The sequence below is a fragment of the Belliella baltica DSM 15883 genome (assembly GCF_000265405.1).
In the GTDB taxonomy this organism is placed as follows: domain Bacteria; phylum Bacteroidota; class Bacteroidia; order Cytophagales; family Cyclobacteriaceae; genus Belliella; species Belliella baltica.
On the sequence record NC_018010.1, the window covers coordinates 714592 to 735360 of the forward strand.

Annotated in this window: 21 protein-coding genes; 11 read left to right on the forward strand and 10 right to left on the reverse strand. The window is 36.3% G+C overall.

Translation table 11 applies throughout. From position 1 onward, the window contains the following. Positions 1–74: 74 nt before the first annotated feature. Both hemW and BELBA_RS03325 read left to right on the forward strand, forming a co-directional pair. A complete protein-coding gene (gene hemW / locus BELBA_RS03320; RefSeq protein WP_014771337.1) occupies positions 75–1199 on the forward strand; it encodes a radical SAM family heme chaperone HemW in 1125 nt (374 codons plus the stop codon). 26 nt (positions 1200–1225) lie between these two features. Continuing rightward, positions 1226–1540, forward strand: coding sequence for a DciA family protein (locus BELBA_RS03325; protein ID WP_014771338.1), 315 nt, complete (start codon positions 1226–1228; stop codon positions 1538–1540). A 14-nt stretch (positions 1541–1554) separates the two neighbouring features. On the opposite strand, the gene BELBA_RS03330 is transcribed toward BELBA_RS03325, so the two are convergent. Continuing rightward, the gene (locus BELBA_RS03330) at positions 1555–2271 is read right to left on the reverse strand and encodes a DUF4197 domain-containing protein (RefSeq protein WP_014771339.1); all 717 of its coding nucleotides are present in this window, start codon (positions 2269–2271) and stop codon (positions 1555–1557) included. 99 nt (positions 2272–2370) lie between these two features. Between BELBA_RS03330 and BELBA_RS03335 the strand changes: the two genes are divergently transcribed. From BELBA_RS03335 to BELBA_RS03360, 6 genes are all read left to right on the forward strand, one after another. Beyond that, positions 2371–4434 (forward strand): GAF domain-containing SpoIIE family protein phosphatase, encoded by a 2064-nt coding sequence (locus BELBA_RS03335; protein WP_014771340.1) that lies wholly within the window; start codon positions 2371–2373, stop codon positions 4432–4434. Between the two features lie 30 nt (positions 4435–4464). Further along, entirely contained in the window at positions 4465–4803 is a 339-nt protein-coding gene (locus tag BELBA_RS03340) for an STAS domain-containing protein (RefSeq protein WP_014771341.1), read from the forward strand. Further along, positions 4800–5216: an ATP-binding protein gene (locus BELBA_RS03345; RefSeq protein WP_014771342.1), complete on the forward strand. Its 417-nt coding sequence runs from the start codon at positions 4800–4802 to the stop codon at positions 5214–5216. Before BELBA_RS03340 ends, BELBA_RS03345 begins: the two co-directional genes overlap by 4 nt. 91 nt (positions 5217–5307) lie before the next feature. Then, positions 5308–7314, forward strand: coding sequence for a peptidylprolyl isomerase (locus BELBA_RS03350; RefSeq protein WP_041779212.1), 2007 nt, complete (start codon positions 5308–5310; stop codon positions 7312–7314). Then, positions 7274–8176, forward strand: coding sequence for a hypothetical protein (locus BELBA_RS03355; protein WP_014771344.1), 903 nt, complete (start codon positions 7274–7276; stop codon positions 8174–8176). Before BELBA_RS03350 ends, BELBA_RS03355 begins: the two co-directional genes overlap by 41 nt. Then, entirely contained in the window at positions 8169–9548 is a 1380-nt protein-coding gene (locus BELBA_RS03360; protein WP_014771345.1) for a peptidylprolyl isomerase, read from the forward strand. Before BELBA_RS03355 ends, BELBA_RS03360 begins: the two co-directional genes overlap by 8 nt. A gap of 69 nt (positions 9549–9617) precedes the next feature. On the opposite strand, the gene BELBA_RS03365 is transcribed toward BELBA_RS03360, so the two are convergent. The 4 genes from BELBA_RS03365 to BELBA_RS03380 all read right to left on the reverse strand — a co-directional run bounded on the left by BELBA_RS03365 (position 9618) and on the right by BELBA_RS03380 (position 14030). Continuing rightward, the gene (locus BELBA_RS03365; protein ID WP_014771346.1) at positions 9618–9899 is read right to left on the reverse strand and encodes a DUF4834 family protein; all 282 of its coding nucleotides are present in this window, start codon (positions 9897–9899) and stop codon (positions 9618–9620) included. A 35-nt stretch (positions 9900–9934) separates the two neighbouring features. Then, positions 9935–12754 (reverse strand): carbamoyl-phosphate synthase large subunit, encoded by a 2820-nt coding sequence (carB, locus tag BELBA_RS03370; RefSeq protein WP_014771347.1) that lies wholly within the window; start codon positions 12752–12754, stop codon positions 9935–9937. A gap of 124 nt (positions 12755–12878) precedes the next feature. Next, positions 12879–13508: a hypothetical protein gene (locus BELBA_RS03375; protein ID WP_014771348.1), complete on the reverse strand. Its 630-nt coding sequence runs from the start codon at positions 13506–13508 to the stop codon at positions 12879–12881. Positions 13509–13544: 36 nt separating this feature from the next. Next, the gene (locus tag BELBA_RS03380; RefSeq protein ID WP_014771349.1) at positions 13545–14030 is read right to left on the reverse strand and encodes a peptide deformylase; all 486 of its coding nucleotides are present in this window, start codon (positions 14028–14030) and stop codon (positions 13545–13547) included. Between the two features lie 80 nt (positions 14031–14110). On the opposite strand from BELBA_RS03380, the gene BELBA_RS03385 reads away from it, so the two are divergent. Genes BELBA_RS03385 through BELBA_RS03395 form a run of 3 tightly spaced genes read left to right on the forward strand, consistent with a single transcriptional unit; the run spans position 14111 to position 16186 of the window. Further along, entirely contained in the window at positions 14111–14647 is a 537-nt protein-coding gene (locus BELBA_RS03385; protein WP_052307656.1) for an RNA polymerase sigma factor, read from the forward strand. After that, on the forward strand, positions 14644–15375 hold the full coding sequence (locus tag BELBA_RS03390) for a hypothetical protein (RefSeq protein ID WP_014771351.1): 732 nt from the start codon (positions 14644–14646) through the stop codon (positions 15373–15375). Before BELBA_RS03385 ends, BELBA_RS03390 begins: the two co-directional genes overlap by 4 nt. A 58-nt stretch (positions 15376–15433) precedes the next feature. Continuing rightward, on the forward strand, positions 15434–16186 hold the full coding sequence (locus BELBA_RS03395; RefSeq protein WP_014771352.1) for a hypothetical protein: 753 nt from the start codon (positions 15434–15436) through the stop codon (positions 16184–16186). Between the two features lie 85 nt (positions 16187–16271). Here the strand turns inward: BELBA_RS03395 and BELBA_RS03400 are convergent, their stop codons facing one another. The 5 genes from BELBA_RS03400 to BELBA_RS03420 all read right to left on the reverse strand — a co-directional run bounded on the left by BELBA_RS03400 (position 16272) and on the right by BELBA_RS03420 (position 20727). Next, a complete protein-coding gene (locus tag BELBA_RS03400) occupies positions 16272–16628 on the reverse strand; it encodes a helix-turn-helix domain-containing protein (RefSeq protein WP_041779499.1) in 357 nt (118 codons plus the stop codon). Between the two features lies 1 nt (position 16629). Then, positions 16630–16923 carry a type II toxin-antitoxin system HigB family toxin gene (locus tag BELBA_RS03405; protein WP_014771354.1) on the reverse strand — a complete coding sequence of 98 codons (294 nt, stop codon included), beginning with the start codon at positions 16921–16923 and terminating at the stop codon, positions 16630–16632. Between the two features lie 100 nt (positions 16924–17023). Continuing rightward, positions 17024–17602 (reverse strand): precorrin-2 dehydrogenase/sirohydrochlorin ferrochelatase family protein, encoded by a 579-nt coding sequence (locus BELBA_RS03410; RefSeq protein WP_014771355.1) that lies wholly within the window; start codon positions 17600–17602, stop codon positions 17024–17026. 246 nt (positions 17603–17848) lie between these two features. Further along, positions 17849–18628 (reverse strand): uroporphyrinogen-III C-methyltransferase, encoded by a 780-nt coding sequence (gene cobA / locus BELBA_RS03415; RefSeq protein ID WP_014771356.1) that lies wholly within the window; start codon positions 18626–18628, stop codon positions 17849–17851. Then, positions 18625–20727, reverse strand: coding sequence for a HEPN domain-containing protein (locus BELBA_RS03420; RefSeq protein ID WP_014771357.1), 2103 nt, complete (start codon positions 20725–20727; stop codon positions 18625–18627). Before BELBA_RS03420 ends, cobA begins: the two co-directional genes overlap by 4 nt. Between the last annotated feature and the right edge of the window lie 42 nt (positions 20728–20769).

Consider the following 20769-nt stretch of genomic DNA (forward strand, 5'->3'; position numbering starts at 1 on the left):
TAGCTGCTTAAAAATAAGGCTGTTTTTGATACTTCTCTACATCTGATCTATCTTTATGCACTAAACGAAATATTTTGGCTGGTATTTACATTCACATTCCTTTTTGCAAACAAGCTTGTCATTATTGTGACTTTCACTTTAGCACCAATCTGAGTCAAACTCAAGAAGTGGTGGATGCGATTACGCTAGAAATAGTAAAACGAAAAGAATATCTTCCCAAAAATTCTATTATCAACACCATTTATTTTGGAGGAGGGACACCTTCTTTGCTTTCCACCCAGCAACTTGAGCAGATTTTAGAAACAATTTCAAAGCACTTCATCTTGGATTTGGAGGAATTGACGATCGAAACGAATCCTGATGATCTAAAAAAAGAAAAGCTTAAAGAGTTGCGGAGCATCGGAATAGATAGGTTGAGTATCGGAATTCAAAGTTTTGATGCCCGTCTTCTCAAATACTATAATAGAGCTCACAATGCTGAGGAATCTCTGCAAGCGATAGATTTGGCTAAAAATGCGGGTTTTGAAAAATTATCAATTGACTTGATTTATGGCTTTCCTTCAGAAGATCATCAGCTATGGGAAAAAGATTTAGCAATTGCAATTCAACAAGACCCAGGACACATCAGTAGCTATTGCTTGACAGTGGAACCCAAAACTGCCTTAGGGAATTGGGCTGAAAAAGGGAAATTTAAACCCGCCTCAGAAGATTTTGCAGCAGATCAGTTTGAAATGCTGCAAGAAAGCATGGAAAAGGCAAATTATATTCAATACGAAATTTCAAACTTTGGCAAGATCAACCAGTTTGCAATCCACAATAAAAACTATTGGCAAAACACCCCTTACTTAGGAGTTGGCCCGAGCGCACATTCTTATGATGGAAAAGAAAGAGGATTCAACATTTCCAATAATATTAAATATATCAAAGCTATCGAAACTGAACAAATCCCATTTACAGTTGAAGCGATGACAGAAGAAGATATAGTCAATGAATACATCTTGACTTCTTTGAGAACTATATGGGGAACAGACATCAATTTCCTGAATAAGAGACTAGGAAATGGCTATTTGAAAGGTAAAGCTGATCTTCTTTCACAGCTTCAAAGAGAGCAACTTTTAGAAATAAAAGATGATCATTTAATCCTGAGCAACAAAGGAAAGCTTTTGGCAGATAGTATTGCGGCTTCTCTTTTTATCTAATAAATTATCTTACTTTTGAGCTAGATATGGAGAAGTATAAAGACTATTCGGGAAGGCGAAAAGAGGTGGCTCCACTTCAGGAAGCATTCGATGAGCTTTTGAAAGCTTATCGCCTTAAAGACAAATTTGACGAGCGATTACTTGTTCAGGCTTGGCCAGAAATGATGGGACATACAGTCGCTTCAAGGACAACCTCAGTTTATATTAAAGACAAAAAGCTTTTTGTACAGGTAACTTCAGGAGCTATCAAAAAAGAAATGTCCATGAATAGAACTAAAGTCATGGAAATAGTAGAACAAAAATTCGGAAAAGGAGTAATTACGGAAATTGTGTTTCTGTAACTACTCCAGTAGGATCAATCTTGTTCTCCAAAAACCCTTCGCATGAGCGCAGATGTTCTTGCCAAAGGATCTTTTCGGATATTCAATTCCTCTTCTGCTATCAGCTTAAATAATCCATCTATCGCACGATTTGTTACATAAGAATTCAGATCAGGATCTATTTTTCTATTTGTCAGAGGAATCGCATTATATGTAGTAGCGATATCGCTGTAGTATTTTGTAGCACCAACCTCATTTAATGATTCTTGAATTCTTGGCTGAAACAATTCAATTAACTGGGACTCTGTAGTTCTCCTTAAAAAAGCCGTCGCCGCATCAGGCTCCCCTCTCAAAATAGCAAAAGCATCTTGGATGGTGAGTTGTCTAATTGCACTGATAAAAATAGGCTTTGCCTCAATTGCTGCCTTTTCTGCTCCTCTATTGATGGCTAAAAGTGCTCGATCAACCTCAGACCCTAATCCTATTTGTCTTAAAGTTGCCTCTACCCTTCTAGCATCTTCTGGGAGGAGAATTTTGATCAATTCATTCTTGAAAAAACCATCGGTTACGGAAGCTTTGTCCGCTCCTTTACTTATTCCTTGTACCAATGCTTCTTTCAAACCAGAAGAAACTTCCGTTTGTGTCAAAGGACCTTGACTTCCAGCTGCTTCAAGAATTCTATTCAAATCTGTAGCAGTACATGAAGCAAGCAAGAAAATAACAATTATCGAAAAACTAAGTGATTTACGCATATTAAACTTTAAAGATTTTAACATTTTTTTATACTTATACAGGGATTCCTTATCAGGATAATTAAGTTTGTTTGTGTATAATTGTACTCTTTAACACAAATGTTTAAGCTCCCAAACCTAAATATCGGCAAAATAAACCTTTTGGTTGCCATCATGACTTGGCTAGCCTTGCTTTTTGTTGATATCACAAGACTTTTTGGAAATTTAAATCAAATGGAATCAGGTATAGCTCCTGAAATTTCCTACATTTTAGAAATTCTTTTCTTTATTGTTATTTATCTGTTTTCTAATTATTCCATACAGAAAAGTGAAAAGAATAATTTTATTGACCTCATTTGGCGCGGAGCTGCCACAGGGCTTGTTGCTACAAGTATATCGATAATAATTTCAATTTTCTATTATTTACTTGGAGAAAGCAGACTTGCTACAGATCCCTTGCTCCGAAATGTCTTCTATCATATTGATTTTGCATTCGTAACTTTATTCCTTGTATCCTGTACTTTACTTTGGAAGCATTTGATTTTATACCAAAGAACCAAGCGGGTAGTTCAACAATGGCAAGCTTTTGAAGTTGGGCTATTGATAAGTATGTTTTTCGTATTTTTCAACAGGAACACACTTGATTATAGTTTTCTTTTTGGTCTTGCTGTATTGGTCATTTTTGGGGCATCACTAGCTATTAATCTAAAATGGATTCCATATTTGACCTTCAAAGAAAAATGGAAATCGATTCTATTTTTAGTGCTAATTCAATTTTCAGCAGCTTATTTATTTATACAAGTATTAAGTTACAGTGAGGGAAACTCTGTTTATTTAAACCTGACTGATAATCTCTTTATCTTGTCACTTTTCGCATTTGTATTTATTTATGCGATTTTTAGCTTTTTGGTTACACTCTTCAATTTACCAACATCTTCTGTTTTTGAGCAAAAGCTAATCGAAGCAATCAATTTTCAACGTCTTAGCCAATCGATCAAACCTGGACAAAATGAAATTCAAGTTTTAGATATTTTGATGGATTCCTGTATGAGCGCTGCTTATGTAGATGCTGCATGGTTGGAATTGAAAGAAAGTAATGAAAAGAGAACTGTTATTCATCAACGTTATTTAGAAAATAGTGAACAGTCTTCACTTCAAAAACTGATTGAAAGTTCCAAACCTTTTTCTGAATTCAATTGGGACCAAAAACTTCAGGATAATAAAACTTATACAGGGAAAATCAACGATTTGAAATATAAGTCTGTCATGATGATTCCTTTGATTGTAAATAAAAAAACAATCGGAAGAATTTTTCTATTGAAAGAAGTTAAGGATGGATTTAACAAGGAAATGATCAATATCATTTCCACTTTTGTAGGCCAAGCATGTATTTCTGTAGAAAACCACAGACTACTCAATGAGGCTTTGAAAAATGAAAGATATAAGGAAGAATTATTGATAGCTCAGAGAGTTCAGAGAAGTTTGCTGCCGTCTGAATTGCATCATGATGAAAGCTTCGAAATTCGTGGTTTTTCAGAAGCTGCGGATGAAGTTGGTGGGGATTATTTTGAAACTCAGATTTTAGGAGAAAATGAATTTGCAGTAATTATTGGGGACGTTTCAGGAAAAGGCACTTCTGCTGCTTTCAACATGTCTCAGATGAAAGGAATATTTCACAGCTTGGTCCAGCTCAATCCAAGCCCGAGAGAGTTTCTAATCAAAGCAAATATCGCATTAAGTCATTGTTTGGAAAAAAATCACTTTATCACTACTTCATATTTTATAATCAACACGAAGAAAAAAATTATTCGATATGCAAGAGCAGGACATTGCCCGACATTATTTTTTGATTCTGAAAAGAATGCATCAGAGTACTTAAGTGTTGATGGGATGGGGCTTGGCATTTTGCGAAATCATCTTTTTGAAAAGTATGTTCATGAAAAAGAAGTGAATTACAGGCCAAACGACATTTTAGTTTTATTTACAGATGGAATCGTCGAAGCTAAGAATGAAAGTGGTGAAGAGTTCGGCTACGAAAGGCTAAAAAACGTATTGACTGCTAATAACGAGCAAAGTGCTTCAGAGATTCAACAAAAATTAATCGATCAAGTTTATGAATTCATTGGGTCGAACACACTCCCCGATGATGATTATTCTCTATTGGTTATCAAATTCAATTCATAACCACTTAGCCCTAAAAGCGTATATAAAAACATGTTAAAGATCGAAACAACGAAAGAGACTAATTACCATCTACTACAATTGATAGGAGAGGTTGATGCTAGCAATTCGGTGGAACTAGATGAGGCCATTATTGACTTGATCGAGCAAGGTGCAAAAAACATCTTAATTGATGGCACCCAACTTGACTACATATCTTCTGCTGGCTTGGGGGTATTTATGTCATACATTGAAGATTTTGAAGAAAAAAATATAGCCCTAATAATCTTTGGACTAAACGAAAAAGTCTATCAAGTATTCAAAATCCTAGGTTTAGACCATCTCATAAATATCAAATCAAAAAAAGTCGAGGCGGTACAAGAAATAGAATGAGGCACGAATTAAAACTATATTGTGACACTACTAGACTTGCTGATCTAAGAATTTTTTTGTCTGAGATCCTACAAAGTACTTCTCTAAGCGAAATTGAGCAACATCAAGTCACCTTAGCTGTGGATGAAGTGTGCGCGAACCTTATCATCCATTCTCATGGCTGCAATGTAGAAGAATTTATACAAATAGGAGTTGAAAAAGATGCCGGAATACTTAAAATTGAAATAAGAGATTCAGGAGAAGGTTTTAATATTACTGAATACAGAGAGCCAGAAATCACCCATGTCAAAAAAGCCAAAAGAAAAGGGGGATTAGGTATCATTTTGGTAAAAAAAATAATGGATAAAATCGAATTTGAGTCATCTGGTAAACAAAACACTTGCAGGTTGTTTAAGAATTTGAAATCCAAATAATTGTTAATTATTTGCTCTTTATGCTTTCTAGCAAAAATATTCTTCATTTTAATTTGTAACATTGCAGTATCATTTTCAGCATGTCATCAATATGAAAATCAAATATTTCTCAATTACTCTCTTGATTCTTGTCTACTCTTGTAGTCCAAAAACCACAGTGACTCAAGAGGAGAATCAGGCATCTTCACCTGTATCTCTTTTGACCATTGGGAATGAAGAAGTTTTTGCTGATGAATTTTTACACATCTTATCAAAAAACAGGGGCTTTCAAAACAAAGAATCAAAGATCTCTGAATCAGAATTTGAGGAGACTTTTGATCTTTTTGTGAATTTCAAATTAAAGGTAAAAGAAGCCGAAAACGAGGGATTGGCAGAGGTAGATGAATTCCAAAAAGAATTTTCAATGTTTAAGGAAGATCTTATTCGACCTTTTCTTATCAAAAATTCACTTCAGGAAGGTGAGCTGATGAAAGCTTACAATAGAATGCAAGAAGTGGTAAAAGCCAGTCATATTCTCTTGCAATTCCCATCCAATGCAAATGAAGCGGATAGCATTGCCGTTTTTAGAATGGCCGAAAAACTAAAGTCAAGGTCTGAAGAAGGAGCTGATTTTAATGAATTGGCATTAGAATATTCGGATGACCCTTCTGCACTAGAAAACAAAGGAAGCTTGGGATACTTTACTGCACTTCAAATGGTACATCAATTTGAAGATGCGGCATATACTTTACAAACAGGACAAATTTCTGATCCAATTCTTACAGGCTACGGATATCATATCATCAAACTAGAAGATAGAAAGCCCAATCCTGGAGAAATTCGTGTTTCCCATATTTTAGTTCGTACGCCAGCAAATGATCCTGTATCTGAAGAGAGGGCCTTGCGAAAAGTTCAGGATATTTACACTGAATTACAAAAATCTGAGAGTGTTTGGGAAGATGTTTGTAAAATGTATTCAGAAGACATGGGTACTAAAAATACTGGAGGACTATTGCCATGGATCTCTATAGGCTCTGTAATCCCAGAATTTGAAAGAACAGCTTTCAACTTAGTTGAAATAGGAGAAATTTCTCCCCCTGTCAAAACCCCATATGGTTACCATATTATCAGATTAGAAGAAAAAAAGCCTCTGGCCTCTTTTGAGGAAATGGAAGAAGTCATCAAATCCAAAACACTCAGAGATAGCAGATCCACACTAATTCAATCTCAAGTAATCGCTATCCAGAAATCAAGATACTCTTTCGAAGAAAACGACAGCTTATTGGATACCTTGAGTGGAACTTTTAAAGTAAACTCAAAGAATGATGCCTTTGAGTTGATTCAGAATAAACCATGGATAGATGAAATGATCGTCAAGATACGTGGAGAAGAGAGATCTGTTAGAGACTTGATGGACTTTATGAATAATTCCGATCAAATCGTCAGAATTGGAAATAGTGATTATTTTACATCATGGTATAATAAATTTGTCGAGGTAAGTCTAAACGAAGCAGAAGAACAAGATTTAGAAGCAAACAATAAAGAATATCAATTGATATTAAAAGAGTATCGAGACGGCATACTTCTTTTTTCGTTGATGAATCAAAAAGTTTGGCAAAAAGCACTTGAAGATAGTATTGGTCAGATAGAGTTCTACGAAAAAAATAAAGAAAAATATCAATGGCAAGAGCGAGTAGAAGCACTTATCATAAAGATGGGGAAAGAAAATAAAACAGCAAATGTTAGAAAATTCCTAGCCGACAAAAAATATCAATCCAATCTTGAAACTAGACTAGATAACACTTTCCTCAATGATGATCCCTTGGCATTTACAGTAGAAAACAACATCTTTGAGATGGACTCTCACCCCATACTTAGTCGAGCTATTCCAAACAAAGCCTTCCAAGAAGTGAGTTTAGAAGGAAAAACTTACTTTATCTTACTTGGCCGAATAATCCCTGCAGGACAAAAGAAATTTGAAGAAACTAGAGGAAAAGTAATTCAAGATTATCAAGAGTTTCTCGACAAGTCACTAATAAGTTCATTAAAAAACAATTATATCATCCGGGTAAACGAGGATGAAAAAAGAAGAATATACGATATTGTCACTAACAAATAAGTTTTACCTCCCTATAATAGTCAGCCTCTTAATCAGTTCTTGTGATTTCTTCAAATTCAAATCCGAGAATGAAGATTTAGAAGAGAACCCAATTGTGGCTAGTGTAGGAAATCAGATGCTTCGTAAATCTGATATTGCTTTTCTTGTCACTTCGAATAGTAGCAAAGAAGACAGCACAAATCTCACAAATAGATATGTGCAATCTTGGATAAAAAAACAGCTTATGATCCTCGAAGCGGGTAAAAACATGACCTTTGATGAAGCCGAACTGAATAGAAAATTATTAGATTATAAATATGCTTTGATGGTATATGAATTTGAAAAATCTTATGTTACGTCAAATTCAGAAACTGAAATTAGTATAGCAGAAATCGCAGAGTACTATGAAAATAACAAAGAAAGCTTCAGTCTTAAAGAAATTATTGTGAGAACAAATTTCTTCAAGCTGGAAAAATCAAGTCCTCAAAACAGACCGCTTCGAAGATTATTGTCTACAGATAATGATAAATCAGAAAGTAGCATTCGTCAAATCGCATTGGATCATGCTACAAATTATTATATGGAAGATTCTACTTGGGTGAGATTTGAAGATGTGATTATCAATACCCCGCTTTCAAATAACAATAATAAAGTCGAGCTATTGCGAAATAATAAATTGATCACAGTAGATGATGAAGTCTATTCTTATTATTTTCAAATTTTGGACTACAAATTGCAGGATCAAATTCCTCCACTGGATTTTGTAAAAGAGGAAATTTACAAAATCCTCACTAATAAAAAGCGAGTAGCCTTGATTGAACAATTACAAAAAGATATTTACAATAGAGCACTAGAAAATAATGAGTTCAAAATATATGATTAAAGTGAAATACTTCTTCGTCTTAGCAGGTCTATTTTTGTATGCAAATACACTAAGTGCCCAAGAAGAAGAAACCAAACAAACCCAGCCGACAGGGCAAGTACTAGACAGGATTGTTGCAAAAGTAAACAACAATATCATTCTTGAATCTGATGTTCAGAAAACCTATCTGGAGGCCATAGCTAATTCTCAACAGGGATTTGAAGCACCTACGAGATGTGACATTTTTGAATCTTTACTTATCAATAAGCTTATGGTTGCTAAAGCTGAGATTGATTCAGTAATAGTGAGTGATGCCGAAGTGATGATTCAAGCAGATCAACGATTTGCAATGGTCATGCAGCAAATAGGTGGAGATGAAAACATGCTTGTTGAAGTATACGGCAAAACCTCAGAACAATTGAAAGCTGAGATTACTGATGCTCTAAAAGAGCAAATGACTGTAGAACGTATGAAAGGGAAAATCACAGAAGGCATGGGGGTATCTCCAGCAGAAGTAAGAAGGTTTTTCACTTCAATTCCAAGGGATTCTCTACCATTTTTCTCTGCTGAGGTTACTGTGGGTCAAATTGTAAAAAAACCATCTGTGAATGAAGCAAGAAAAAATGAAGTCGCTGCTTTTCTTTTGGATCTTAAAAAACAAATCGGTGAAGGAAAGTCGGACTTTGCTTCTTTAGCAGGTCAATATTCTCAAGATCCAGGATCTGCTGTACAAGGAGGTGAACTGGGATTCTATAGAAGAGGAGAGTTAGCTCCTGAATATGAAGCAACATCCTTAGCTCTGAGACCAGGAGAAATATCAGATCCCGTAGAGACTATGTTTGGATTTCATATGATCCAACTTTTAGAAAGAAGGGGCAATACTTTTAATACTAGACATATTTTGATCAAGCCCGAACCATCAGAAGAAGATATTGAAGACGCAGAAAGATACTTGGATAGTCTCAGGACTGTAATCTTAGATGGTAAAATAGAATTTGCAAAAGCTGCCAAAGAATATTCTGAAGACAGAAGTACTTCAGACAATGGCGGATATTTCTCGGATCCAGGTTCTGGGTCTAACAAACTAACTTTAAGAACACTAGACGATCCTGTTTTATATTTCACTATTGATAGCATGAAAATAGGCTCTATTACAAAACCTATGAAATTCGAAGATCCTAGAGAGGGAACAAAAGTGCGAATCCTATACTATGAAAATCGCTATCCTGCACATCGAGCAAATATGAATGACGATTATGAAAAGCTAAAAGCCGCGACTCTTAGGAAAAAAGAAGATGAAATTTTAAGTAAATGGTTTATCACTGCCAAAGAAGACGTTTATATAGACATTGACCCAGCTTATGATAGATGTAATGCTTTGGATGGCAAATAAGATTTATTTTATACAAAAAAGCCTGTCAACTTTAAGATTGACAGGCTTTTTTTATGAGTTAAGGTTAATTTATTCCTTTATTTCTTCATAATCTACATAGTCACCACCTTTAATTTCTTTAGAGCGCTTTGCTTTGAAGTTTTCAGGGATATGATCTACATGGACATTGCCATTTTTAGGAGTACTATTTCTGTTTTGAGATTGCTGTTGCTCTCTGGCTGCCTCATTTACCTGCTGGGCAAATTTAGCCAATTTGCTTCTCAGAAAGTACCTAATCAGCTGACCAAGCAGCCAGCCAATACCTAGAATAATTACTAATGCTTTTACCAATTTTATGAAATTTTTATTCATTTGGGAATTGGAGTTTTACCAATTCCCAAATTAAATTATCTACTCAAATATAAGTTTCTTTCGCTGTAAATTTTCAAGAAGAAATCATCCATCAAATCCTCAATAAAATAGATCGCTTCTCCGGTTGATTTCATCTCAGGACCCAATTCCTTGTTGACATTTGGGAATTTGTGGAAAGAGAAAACAGGTTCTTTGATCGCATAACCTTTTTTTACAGGTTTGAATTCAAAATCTGTCACTTTATTTTCTCCCAACATCACCTTAGTCGCATAATTGACATAAGGCTCCTGATATGCTTTACAGATAAATGGAACGGTTCTAGACGCCCTTGGGTTTGCCTCAATGATATAAACTTTATCATTTTTGATGGCAAACTGAATATTGATCAAGCCTTTTGTTTTCAGGGCTAAAGCAATCTTGTGCGTATAAGTTTCTATCTGTCTGATGACCAAATCTCCCAAATTGTATGGAGGCAACACAGCATAAGAATCTCCAGAGTGGATTCCCGCTGGCTCAATATGTTGCATGATTCCAATGATATAAACATTTTCCCCATCACAGATGGCGTCTGCCTCTGCTTCAATGGCTCCTTCTAGGAAATGATCAAGCAAAATTTCATTGTTAGGAATATCTCTTAGCACATTTACTACATGCTCTTCGAGTTCTTTTTCATTGATTACAATCTTCATCCCTTGACCTCCAAGTACATACGAAGGTCTTACTAAAAGTGGGAAACCAATTGTCTTACACAAATCTAAAGCTTCATCTGTATTGTGGATTGTACCAAACTCAGGATAGGGAACATCATTTTCCTTCAAAAGCTGAGAAAATCTTCCTCTATCTTCTGCTAAATCTAGTGCTTCAAAACTTGTCCCTATAATTTTGATTCCATATTTATCAAGCTTCTCCGCCAATTTCAAAGCAGTCTGACCACCTAACTGAACGATCACACCTTCAGGATTTTCCTGAAGAATAATTTCATAAATATGTTCCCAAAATACCGGCTCGAAGTAAAGCTTATCAGAAATATCGAAGTCAGTAGAGACCGTTTCAGGATTACAATTGATCATAATCGTCTCGTAGCCGCACTCTTTTGCTGCCAATACTCCATGCACACAAGAATAATCAAATTCAATTCCTTGCCCAACTCTATTTGGTCCAGACCCAAGTACGACAACTTTCTTTTTGTTGCTCGCAACAGATTCATTCTCTTCACCAAAAGTGGAATAATAGTAGGGTGTCTGTGCTTCAAATTCAGCTGCACAAGTATCAACAAGTTTGTAAACTCGCTTGATACCCATTTCTTTATAACGCTTATCAAAAACCTCACTTTCAAGACAACCTAGCAAATGTGCTAATTGACGATCCGCATAGCCTTTTAACTTAGTCGTTTCCATCAATTCCCTCGAAATACTATCCAAATCCTGTTTCTCGATTTCCTTCTCTAAATGAATCAACTCTTCGATTTGTTTCAAAAACCATTTATCGATCTTTGTTAAATCTTGGATTGTTCTAAATGATATGCCTAGCTTAAAAGCATCATAGACATGAAAAAGTCTGTTCCAACTTGGATTGGCAAGGCTATAAAGAATTTCATCTTGATTTTTAAGTTCTTTCCCATCAGCACCCAAGCCATTTCTTTTAATTTCAAGAGATTGACATGCTTTTTGAAGTGCTTCTTGGAAATTTCTTCCAATCCCCATTACTTCACCGACAGCTTTCATTGAAAGGCCTAGTCTTCTATCAGATCCTTTGAATTTGTCAAAATTCCATCTTGGGATTTTTACGATCACATAATCTATTGAAGGCTCAAAAAATGCAGAAGTTGTTCCAGTAATGGAGTTTTTCAATTCATCTAAATTATAGCCGACAGCTAATTTCGCGGCTACCTTTGCAATAGGATATCCTGTCGCTTTAGAAGCCAAGGCCGATGACCGTGAAACTCTTGGATTGATTTCAATCCCAATGATTTCTTTGTTATCAGGACTTACCGCAAACTGCACATTGCAACCACCTGCAAAAGTTCCTATGCTATTCATCATGGTGATGGCATAGTTTCGCATTCTTTGATAAACTGTATCAGGAAGTGTTTGGGCAGGCGCTACTGTGATCGAATCACCCGTATGAACACCCATAGGGTCAAAGTTTTCGATAGAACAGATTACAATCATGTTACCGATATTATCCCTCATTACTTCAAGCTCATATTCCTTCCAGCCTAGGATACTTTGCTCAATCAGGACTTCGTGCACTGGTGAGGCCTCAAGTCCAGACATTAAAAGTTTTTCAAAGTCTTCGGCTTTCTCAACAAAAGCCCCTCCTGCACCACCCAAAGTATAGGAAGCTCTGATGATTAGTGGAAAGCCAATTTCTTGTGCGATTTCTTTTCCTTGAAGAAATGAAGTAGCTGTAGCTCCTTTGCAGACACCTACCCCGATTTTTTCTAACAAAACTTTAAACTTCTCTCTGTTCTCTGCAGTATCGATGGCGTCAATATCTACACCAATCATTCTTACTCCGAATTTTTTCCAAATTCCTGCAACATCACAGTCGATAGCAAGATTGAGCGCTGTCTGTCCACCCATAGTTGGTAATACACAATCAATTGTTGGGTGTTCCTTTAGAATCTGAATGATAGATTTTTTTTCTAATGGGAGCAAATACACGTTGTCAGCAGTGACTGGATCAGTCATGATGGTCGCAGGATTGGAATTGATAAGCGTGACAGTGATGCCTTCTTCTCTGAGTGACCTAGCGGCTTGAGAGCCTGCGTAGTCAAATTCACAAGCTTGACCGATGACGATGGGACCTGAACCGATGATGAGTACGTGTTTGATACTGCTATCCTTAGGCATTATGAGTGAGGGTTTAAGAGGTGTAAATACTTATGGCTAAATTGGTGCAAATTTAGACAAAATTTTTAAAGTAGCCTGACAGAATAAGAATAGTTCGCCTAAAAGGATCCATAAACTTTCAAATTCATCTCAAATATCCCCTTGATCTCAAGTCTTTATATATTTCTTCAATATCTTCAGGGATATCTCTTGAAGTCAACCAATTTACATCTAAACCATTAAAAATAGCCATTTTCATGATATATGGGTTATCTCCTATGATATTTCCAAGTTCTGCAAGTTCATCTTTAAACTCCAGTCTAAAATCTGGATGAAGTTTATTAATCAATAAAAGTATTTTAAAAACTCTTGCTACTACTGCCGTTGAAAACTTCTGAGCCTTAGATGGGTGAGATCTAAATATCCTATCTTTATTCTTAGACAGAACTTCGATTAATAAAAATATATTCAATTCGATTTCACCAATCTTGTCTTTTGTTGTTGAGACATGCTCATTAATTATCCCACTCAGAGATCGAACATCCATGCTGAGGTATCCGATTGAATAATGGTCATTACTAATAGATTGAATTTGTTTTCCCAAGGCTTCACGAACCTTTTCTCTTTCTTCTTCTACAGAATAATCGCTAATTAGCTCAAAATAAAGGCGATTAGCCAACTTCATATCTTTTCGGAGCAAACGAAATAATAATTTGTCTTTTTCCTTGTCAGGAAGATTACTAATTGCCTCTTTAAATTCTTTTGAAAATGACATATTTTCCTTTTCTATCAAACGTGAATATACAAAAACTCAACCTTTCCACTGAAAACTCTTGTCGTCAATTGCGCGCATGGTACATAAAACACCATACAAATGATCATATTCATGTTGGACAAGTTCGGAAATATCATCTGAAACGTCCCAAGATTGCATTTCCCAGTTTTCATCCAAGTACTCTAAAGTAAGTGATTGATGCCTTTTGACTTTGACCAGCAGATTTGGGAAACTCATACAATCATCCCAAAGCTCAAACATTTCTTCACTTTGGTTCTTCAATACTGGATTGATGATGATATAAGGCCGATCAAGATTCAAATAAAAAAGTCGCTTCATAATCCCAAGTTGCGGCGCGGCAATCCCTCTTCCGAAGCCATAAACTCTTCGAATATCTTCCATGGCATCTTGGAGATCTTTTACCCAAGCTTCCACGAGATGAAGTTCTTCTTTCAGCACGGGTTCACAAACTTCATATAATCTTGGATCTCCAAGCTTCACAATATCATCTATAGTCTTCATTCTTTGATTTTTGAAGAATATTAAGTTTTTTTCTACTCGCTTCCAACCTTTTTTAGATAAGAAGACTCTTTATGTTGAATATGGCAAAAAACTACACCAATGAAGATGAACTGATTCAAGCCTGTAAAGAGCAAAATGCTCAGGCTCAGTTTGCGCTTTTTGAGAAGTATAAAGTAGCCATGTTCAATTTGATCTATAGAATCTGCAATGACTATGACCAAGCGAATGACTACTTGCAGGAAGGTTTTATCGAAGTTTTCAGAAATATCAAAAACTTCCGAAATGAATCAACTCTCGGAGCTTGGATCAAAACAATTATGATTCGAAAAGCACTCAAAGGAATTAGGTCCGAGATTGCATTTGAAGAACTGAACGAGAATATCCAATCCAATGACCTAATGCTAGACCAATGGATAGATGCAGTAATGCTCGATCAGGCAATCAGAAATTTACCCGAATCCTGCCGAGCGGTCTTTGTCCTTTATGAAATCGAGGGATATTCCCATCAAGAAATCTCCAACATGCTCAAAGTGAGTGTTGGGACTTCTAAGTCGCAGCTTCATTACGCTAAAAAACTATTACAGAAAGCCCTAAGCAAAACCTACTATTCAAAATGAAAGATCCCGAACATAATTCTTGGAAAAACCGCTTGCCAGAGCATCTTCCGGATGAAATTGTCTGGGGTAAGATCTTGGGTGAAAAATTCTTGGATCAGCAGGTGTCTAGTCTGAAAAATCAACTTCCTATTCATACTCCAAAAGAAAATTTATGGTTTGGGATACAGAAAGGCATAGAACGCAAAAAGCGAATAATAGTATTTTATAGATTTTCTGCAGCAGCAGTATTCCTTTTTGGAATTTGGGGGATGATTTGGTTAGCAAAGCAAAAAAGCGTCTTTGAAGAAGAGTTCTTGATGACTGACATTACAAATACAATCACCATCCAACCAACTTTGATTCAAGCTCCACCACAAGATGTAATGGAAATCAATAGTACTTCACCCTCAAAAAAAGAGCTTACAACTTCTCCTGAATTGATTCCAACAATTAAAAAGGAAGAGATAGTGAAGGAAATAGAGGTTGCTATTCCTCTCCCAGAAATCTTCGTAGCAGAAATTTATACAGATGAAATAGAAAATGAGCTTGACACTGCAAAGGACATCAAGGGGAGTAAAAAAGTAATTGCAGTCAATTGGGAAGAACCTAACCGACGGATCAAGATTGATGGGTTTAACGTAGAGCTTTCTGATAAAGAACTGAAGGCTATCAAAGATTTAAATAATAGAAAGAAAGGTAGGCTCAGGCTACAAATCAATGCGCTGACGGCCCGACTTTATGAACAATAAACAGCTGAATACCTAAAATCCTGTGCACAGGGATTATTCAACCAAAACACACAAACCAATGAAAAAACTTATCATTCTCATCTTCTTATGTAGCTTCAGCTACCTTGCACAGGCACAATTGAAAAGTAATACGCCAAATTACATTGCGTCATTTAAGCGCTTTGCTGAAAATAATCCGCAATATTTTAGTGATACTCTAGAATTTAAGCTTCCTAATTCTGCATCTGTAATGGTTTATTATAATCCTGATGATTATGATACTCAGCAAATCGAAGAAGAAATTACGTCTTCCCTAAAAAGAGCTGTCAAAATCTCCGAAAATGAAGTGCGAAACTATTATCTAAATCCAAATTTCTGGGAAAGTGAACTAGAATTTGTAACTAGAGATTTATACCAACAGTATGCAAATCATAAGACAAGCTACACAATAGGAATCCCTGTTGGGCTTGACTTTATAGCAGGGAGATTCGCCCCTGAAATGGGATTTAGGATTATTGCTGACCTTAAAAAATTTGGACTTGGAGCTTCAATTACCAATACAACATTCTTCACTGATAAAGTTGAGGGAGGGGTAAGAGTTCATCATAATCCATTTTTAAATGCAGAAATTGATTTGAATCCATTCAAAAGAGCCTCGAGTACCATTCAAGCTGGGTATTTACTTAAAAGCTCAGGTCCAGTATTTACAGGCAATACTTTCAGGCTTGCTTACAGATATCAGGTAAAAGGCAACCTCCAACTCAACGCTGGCTTTATTTTCACAGATAATGTGAAAACAATTATACCAACAGTGGGTGTTAGGTTGTTTTAGTCTAAAATTCTAAAAATCAGGCTATACTCAGGTTTCTAGAAGTATATCCTGATTTTTTCAAAAAAATTACTCCTATCTAAAACTCTTAATAATCTTGAATCAATACATCAGTTGGGATTTTTAAGTTGGTACTTAGTTTTCTGATCATTTCTAAAGTTAGTTTTCGTTTTTTATTCATGACTTCACTAACGCGACTTTTAAAACCAATCATCTCAACCAAGTCCTTTTGCTTTAATCCCATTTGTTCCATTCTGAAATTAATTGCAGCAATGGGGTCAGGCATTTCAATTGGGAAATTCTCTTTTTCGTAGTTATCAATGATAATGGATAAGATTTCCAATTCATCACCTTCCTCAGTACCTTTCTTAGCATCAAAAATCACCTCTAATCTAGTAAGTGCATTTTGATAATCTTTCTCGTTTTTTATTGGTTTAATTTTCATCTTAAATTTCGTTTGCATTGATTTTATCGTACTCAGCATGTGTCCCAATAAACCGTATCCAACAAAGCTGATATTCAAAGTTGAACTTGGCAATTAATCGATAATCATTTCCTTTAATGTTGAAAACAATTCGATTATTTTTTAGAATACTTGCACTAGGATACTCTATTTTAAGATCTTGAATGGATGACCAATTAGATTTTTCAGTTTCACGATACCAAATTTTCAATTGTTGTTCACAATTAGCGTGTTTTTCCCAAAAATCTCTTAAAGTCCCTCTAGAAAATATTTTCACACCAAATTTACTTGTTTAAAACAAATATAAAGAAAAAAGTTACCAAAACGATAACTTTTAATTTCTTGATTTGAAGCTCTTATCTCAAGAGTTTTAATTCTTAACCCTTCTTCTCCACCAACAAATCCGTAATATCATTCATGGCTTTGACCTTGTACTCAAAATCTCCTTTGAGCGTATCGCGATAGGCGTTGAGGTTTTGTAGCAGGTCATCAATTTCCTCGGGGAGCACTTCTTCCAGCAATTGTCGAAGCCTTTTGGCTGTAGTAGGGGATTTTCCATTGGTGCTGATCGCAATTTTTAGATTTCCTTTTGTGACGATTCCTCCTAAGTAAAAATCACAAAGTTCTGGTGTATCAGCTACATTGACGAGAATATATCTTTCCTTGGCTTCATCATGAATCTTTCTGTTGATCTCTGGGAAATTCGTCGCCGCAATAACGATGTGCTTCCCTCCAAGATACTTTTCATGATAAATATCTTGAATCAAAGTAACATTAGCCGCTGACTCTGCCAATTCCAAAAATTCAGCATTGAATTCTTTTGAAACTGCCGTCACCTGAGCTTCGGGACTGCTTTTGAGCAGAAAACTCAATTTCTCAGTTCCCACAAACCCTCCACCAACGAGCAGAAAGTTTAATTCATGGGCTTTGAGGAAAATGGGATATAATCGATTCATTTATTCTGATTTTATTGAAGGAAATTGGATTGTAATAAAGTGGAAATACGATTGATATATGATTGAAACAGGAACTTTTGCAGAAATTCATATAACGAAAAGATTCGGGGGAAATTAGATATAGAATAGAAATAGGGTGGAAATACAGTTGAAATGTATTGAAATAAGGGGATAAATATTTCGCGAAGCAAATTTCAGCGAAGCCATATTTCTATCTTATTTCGCAACGTATATTTCTAAAATATATCAAACCCGATTGATTTCAACACTGACCACGTCTTGATATATCTCTTTCAGTCTATAACTTTCCTTGACCACTTCACCAATGATGATGATAGCTGGAGCGGCTATTTTTGCATTTTCTGCTTTGATAAGAATGTCATCCATGTATCCTGCAACTAATTTTTCTTCCTTGGTGGTCCCATTTTGAATGATTGCAATGGGAAGATCATTTCTGTCGTATTGCTGATAAAAGCTGACGATTTCTCGAAGCTTCTTTGTTCCCATCAGGATCACAACCGTTGCCGTAGATTGGGCTGCTAGTGCGATATCCCTGGAAATTTCCCCGCTGCTCGTCGTACCCGTGATTACCCAAAAACTTTCAGAAACACCCCGTTTGGTAACAGGTATTCCCACTTGGGCTGGAACAGCTACCGATGAACTGATTCCAGAAATGACCTCGGTTGGAATTCCGAAAGCTTCGATGTAATCAATCTCTTCCGAGCCTCTTCCGAATACAAATGGATCACCTCCTTTGAGTCTGACAACATGACCATGCTTAAGTGCATTTTCCACACAAAGCTTATTGGTATCCTCCTGTGGCAAAGAATGCTTGCCTACCCTTTTCCCAACAAAGATTTTGATCGCTTGTGCAGGTGCATGCTTGAGTAAAACAGGATCTATCAAGGCATCATAAAGCACAACATCTGCTTTGTTGAGTGCAAGAATTCCTTTTAGTGTAATCAACTCTGGATCACCTGGACCTGCCCCTAGAAGGGTGACTTTAGGTTTACTATCTCGTCTCATGCGCTTACCTCTTTTGCTCTGTAATTACTGATTGTTTCAAAAACCTGCTGTGCAGTTGCAAAGTATGCCTTAGCAAATGCCTCTGTTGGTTCGTTGCTTTTTATCTGATATGTAATATTCTCGATAGAATCCTTCAGATCGATTTTACCAGTTTCTGTAAATTGCTCGTCGTATTGCTTTAAGATACTGGCATGTGAATTTGTGTTGACTCCCTCTGCGAGTAAAATTGCCTTGGCTGTATTCACCAACCCTGCATAGGTATGATAAATCGCATCTGACCAAGCTCCAGATTCGAGGCTTTCTTCTGCATTGGCTATTTTTTCTCTCGCTTCTAAGAGTAAGGTGGATACCAAGTCGATGATCACTCCGGCACATTCTCCTACGCCGATCTCTTTGACGTAAGGATCATTATTTCCCCAATCGACAAAATCACTTTCTACAACATCTTCTATGTTGGCAGTTTCTTTCAATAATTCGTAGAAATACATCTGTCCTTGACGGTCGTAGTACGCAAGGAAATTTTCTGTTTCAAATGCATTTGCTTCAAAATCGTCCAGCAAAATCCTCAATGCCTGAGGCCCTCTTTTACTTGGGATTTTGATGACTTTATCTGCAAACCTTCCTTCTCCATTTCCTAAAGTTCCTCCCCCAAGCAATACTTGAAGCGCAGGAAGCACATGTTTCCCAGCTTTGATGGACATACCCTGAAAGCCAATGGAAGCCATATTATGTTGCCCACAAGCATTCATACAGCCTGAGATTTTGATTGTTAGGTCTTTATTGCTGAGATATTGTGGATATTCGTTAAAAATCACATCCTCGAGTACACCTGCCGCTCCTGTGCTAGATGCAATCCCAAGATTACAAGTGTCTGTTCCTGGGCAAGCCGTGATATCTCCGAAGGTGTTGTATCCTCTATCTACAAAACCGAGTTTTTTGAGTTCTTGGTAGAAAAAAGGAATCAATTCTTCTTTCACATCTCTGATCAGTATATTTTGTCTGAGGGTAAATCTCAATTCATTATTTGCATATTTTTTCACCAAATCAGCGAGCAATCTTGCCTTATCTGTATAAAAATCGCCAAGCTTAACTTTGATGCCAATAGCAACAAATCCACTTTGCTTTTGCGGTATGATATTGGTCAGTTTCCATTGCTCATATGCTAATTCTGCTGGTTCTTCAACTTGGATGATTTCTGGAGAAGGCTGAATTTGTGAAGCTTCATAGGCTTTATACTCGATGGGATAGGTTTTAAAAGGAAGTGACAACTCTTCCTCTTTGACCAAATCTAGAAATGTCTCTAAGCCTAAATCTTTGACCAAAAATTTCATTCTGGCTTTCATTCTTTTGGCTCTTTCTCCATATCGGTCGAATATTCTGATAACGCTTTCGATGAAAGGAATCAATTTATCCGTAGGTAAAAATTCATACACTGCATCAGCATGTCTCGGCTGAGAACCAAGTCCACCTCCCAGCAAAATCTTGAATCCTCTTATTTGCTCACCATTCTCCTCTTTCACTTTTGGAATCACGCCAATATCATGCAGGTAAGCCAAAGCTGTATCTTCATCGCTTGATGAAAAAGCAATTTTAAATTTCCTTCCCATTTCCTGAGAAATTGGGTTTCTAAGAAAATACTGAAAAGTAGCTTCAGCATACGGAGTTACATCAAATGGCTCATTGGGATCAATTCCCGCCATCTCAGAAGCAGTTACATTTCTAACTGTATTTCCGCAGGCCTCACGAATTGTCACATCATCCTTCTCCAACTCAGCCCACAATTCTGGCGTCTGATCAATTTTGACATAATGGATCTGAATATCTTGACGGGTAGTAATATGAAGTCTTCCTGTGGAGTATTTATCCGAAACTTGAGAGATTCTGTGAAGCTGCTCGGAAGTAACTCTTCCATAAGGAAGTTTGATCCTGATCATCTGTACACCTTGCTGCCGCTGACCATAGATTCCACGGGCAAGTCTTAAGCTTCTGAATTTTTCATCATCAATTTTACCTTCCTTGAAAAGCGCGATTTTTCTTTCCAATTCGATAATGTCTTTTTCTACAACCGGATTTTCTATTTCTGTTCTAAAACTTTGCATAATATTTATTCTCTATCGGTTTTATAGGTTAATTTGTTGTAC

Coding starts and splice junctions, on each gene's coding strand:
- BELBA_RS03325 (WP_014771338.1), top strand. CDS start 1,226: ATGGAGAAGTATAAAGACTATTCGGGAAGGCGAAAAGAGGTGGCTCCA.
- BELBA_RS03330 (WP_014771339.1), bottom strand. CDS start 2,271: ATGCGTAAATCACTTAGTTTTTCGATAATTGTTATTTTCTTGCTTGCT.
- BELBA_RS03335 (WP_014771340.1), top strand. CDS start 2,371: ATGTTTAAGCTCCCAAACCTAAATATCGGCAAAATAAACCTTTTGGTT.
- BELBA_RS03340 (WP_014771341.1), top strand. CDS start 4,465: ATGTTAAAGATCGAAACAACGAAAGAGACTAATTACCATCTACTACAA.
- BELBA_RS03345 (WP_014771342.1), top strand. CDS start 4,800: ATGAGGCACGAATTAAAACTATATTGTGACACTACTAGACTTGCTGAT.
- BELBA_RS03350 (WP_041779212.1), top strand. CDS start 5,308: ATGAAAATCAAATATTTCTCAATTACTCTCTTGATTCTTGTCTACTCT.
- BELBA_RS03355 (WP_014771344.1), top strand. CDS start 7,274: ATGAAAAAAGAAGAATATACGATATTGTCACTAACAAATAAGTTTTAC.
- BELBA_RS03360 (WP_014771345.1), top strand. CDS start 8,169: ATGATTAAAGTGAAATACTTCTTCGTCTTAGCAGGTCTATTTTTGTAT.
- BELBA_RS03365 (WP_014771346.1), bottom strand. CDS start 9,899: ATGAATAAAAATTTCATAAAATTGGTAAAAGCATTAGTAATTATTCTA.
- carB (WP_014771347.1), bottom strand. CDS start 12,754: ATGCCTAAGGATAGCAGTATCAAACACGTACTCATCATCGGTTCAGGT.
- BELBA_RS03375 (WP_014771348.1), bottom strand. CDS start 13,508: ATGTCATTTTCAAAAGAATTTAAAGAGGCAATTAGTAATCTTCCTGAC.
- BELBA_RS03380 (WP_014771349.1), bottom strand. CDS start 14,030: ATGAAGACTATAGATGATATTGTGAAGCTTGGAGATCCAAGATTATAT.
- BELBA_RS03385 (WP_052307656.1), top strand. CDS start 14,111: ATGGCAAAAAACTACACCAATGAAGATGAACTGATTCAAGCCTGTAAA.
- BELBA_RS03390 (WP_014771351.1), top strand. CDS start 14,644: ATGAAAGATCCCGAACATAATTCTTGGAAAAACCGCTTGCCAGAGCAT.
- BELBA_RS03395 (WP_014771352.1), top strand. CDS start 15,434: ATGAAAAAACTTATCATTCTCATCTTCTTATGTAGCTTCAGCTACCTT.
- BELBA_RS03400 (WP_041779499.1), bottom strand. CDS start 16,628: ATGAAAATTAAACCAATAAAAAACGAGAAAGATTATCAAAATGCACTT.
- BELBA_RS03410 (WP_014771355.1), bottom strand. CDS start 17,602: ATGAATCGATTATATCCCATTTTCCTCAAAGCCCATGAATTAAACTTT.
- cobA (WP_014771356.1), bottom strand. CDS start 18,628: ATGAGACGAGATAGTAAACCTAAAGTCACCCTTCTAGGGGCAGGTCCA.
- BELBA_RS03420 (WP_014771357.1), bottom strand. CDS start 20,727: ATGCAAAGTTTTAGAACAGAAATAGAAAATCCGGTTGTAGAAAAAGAC.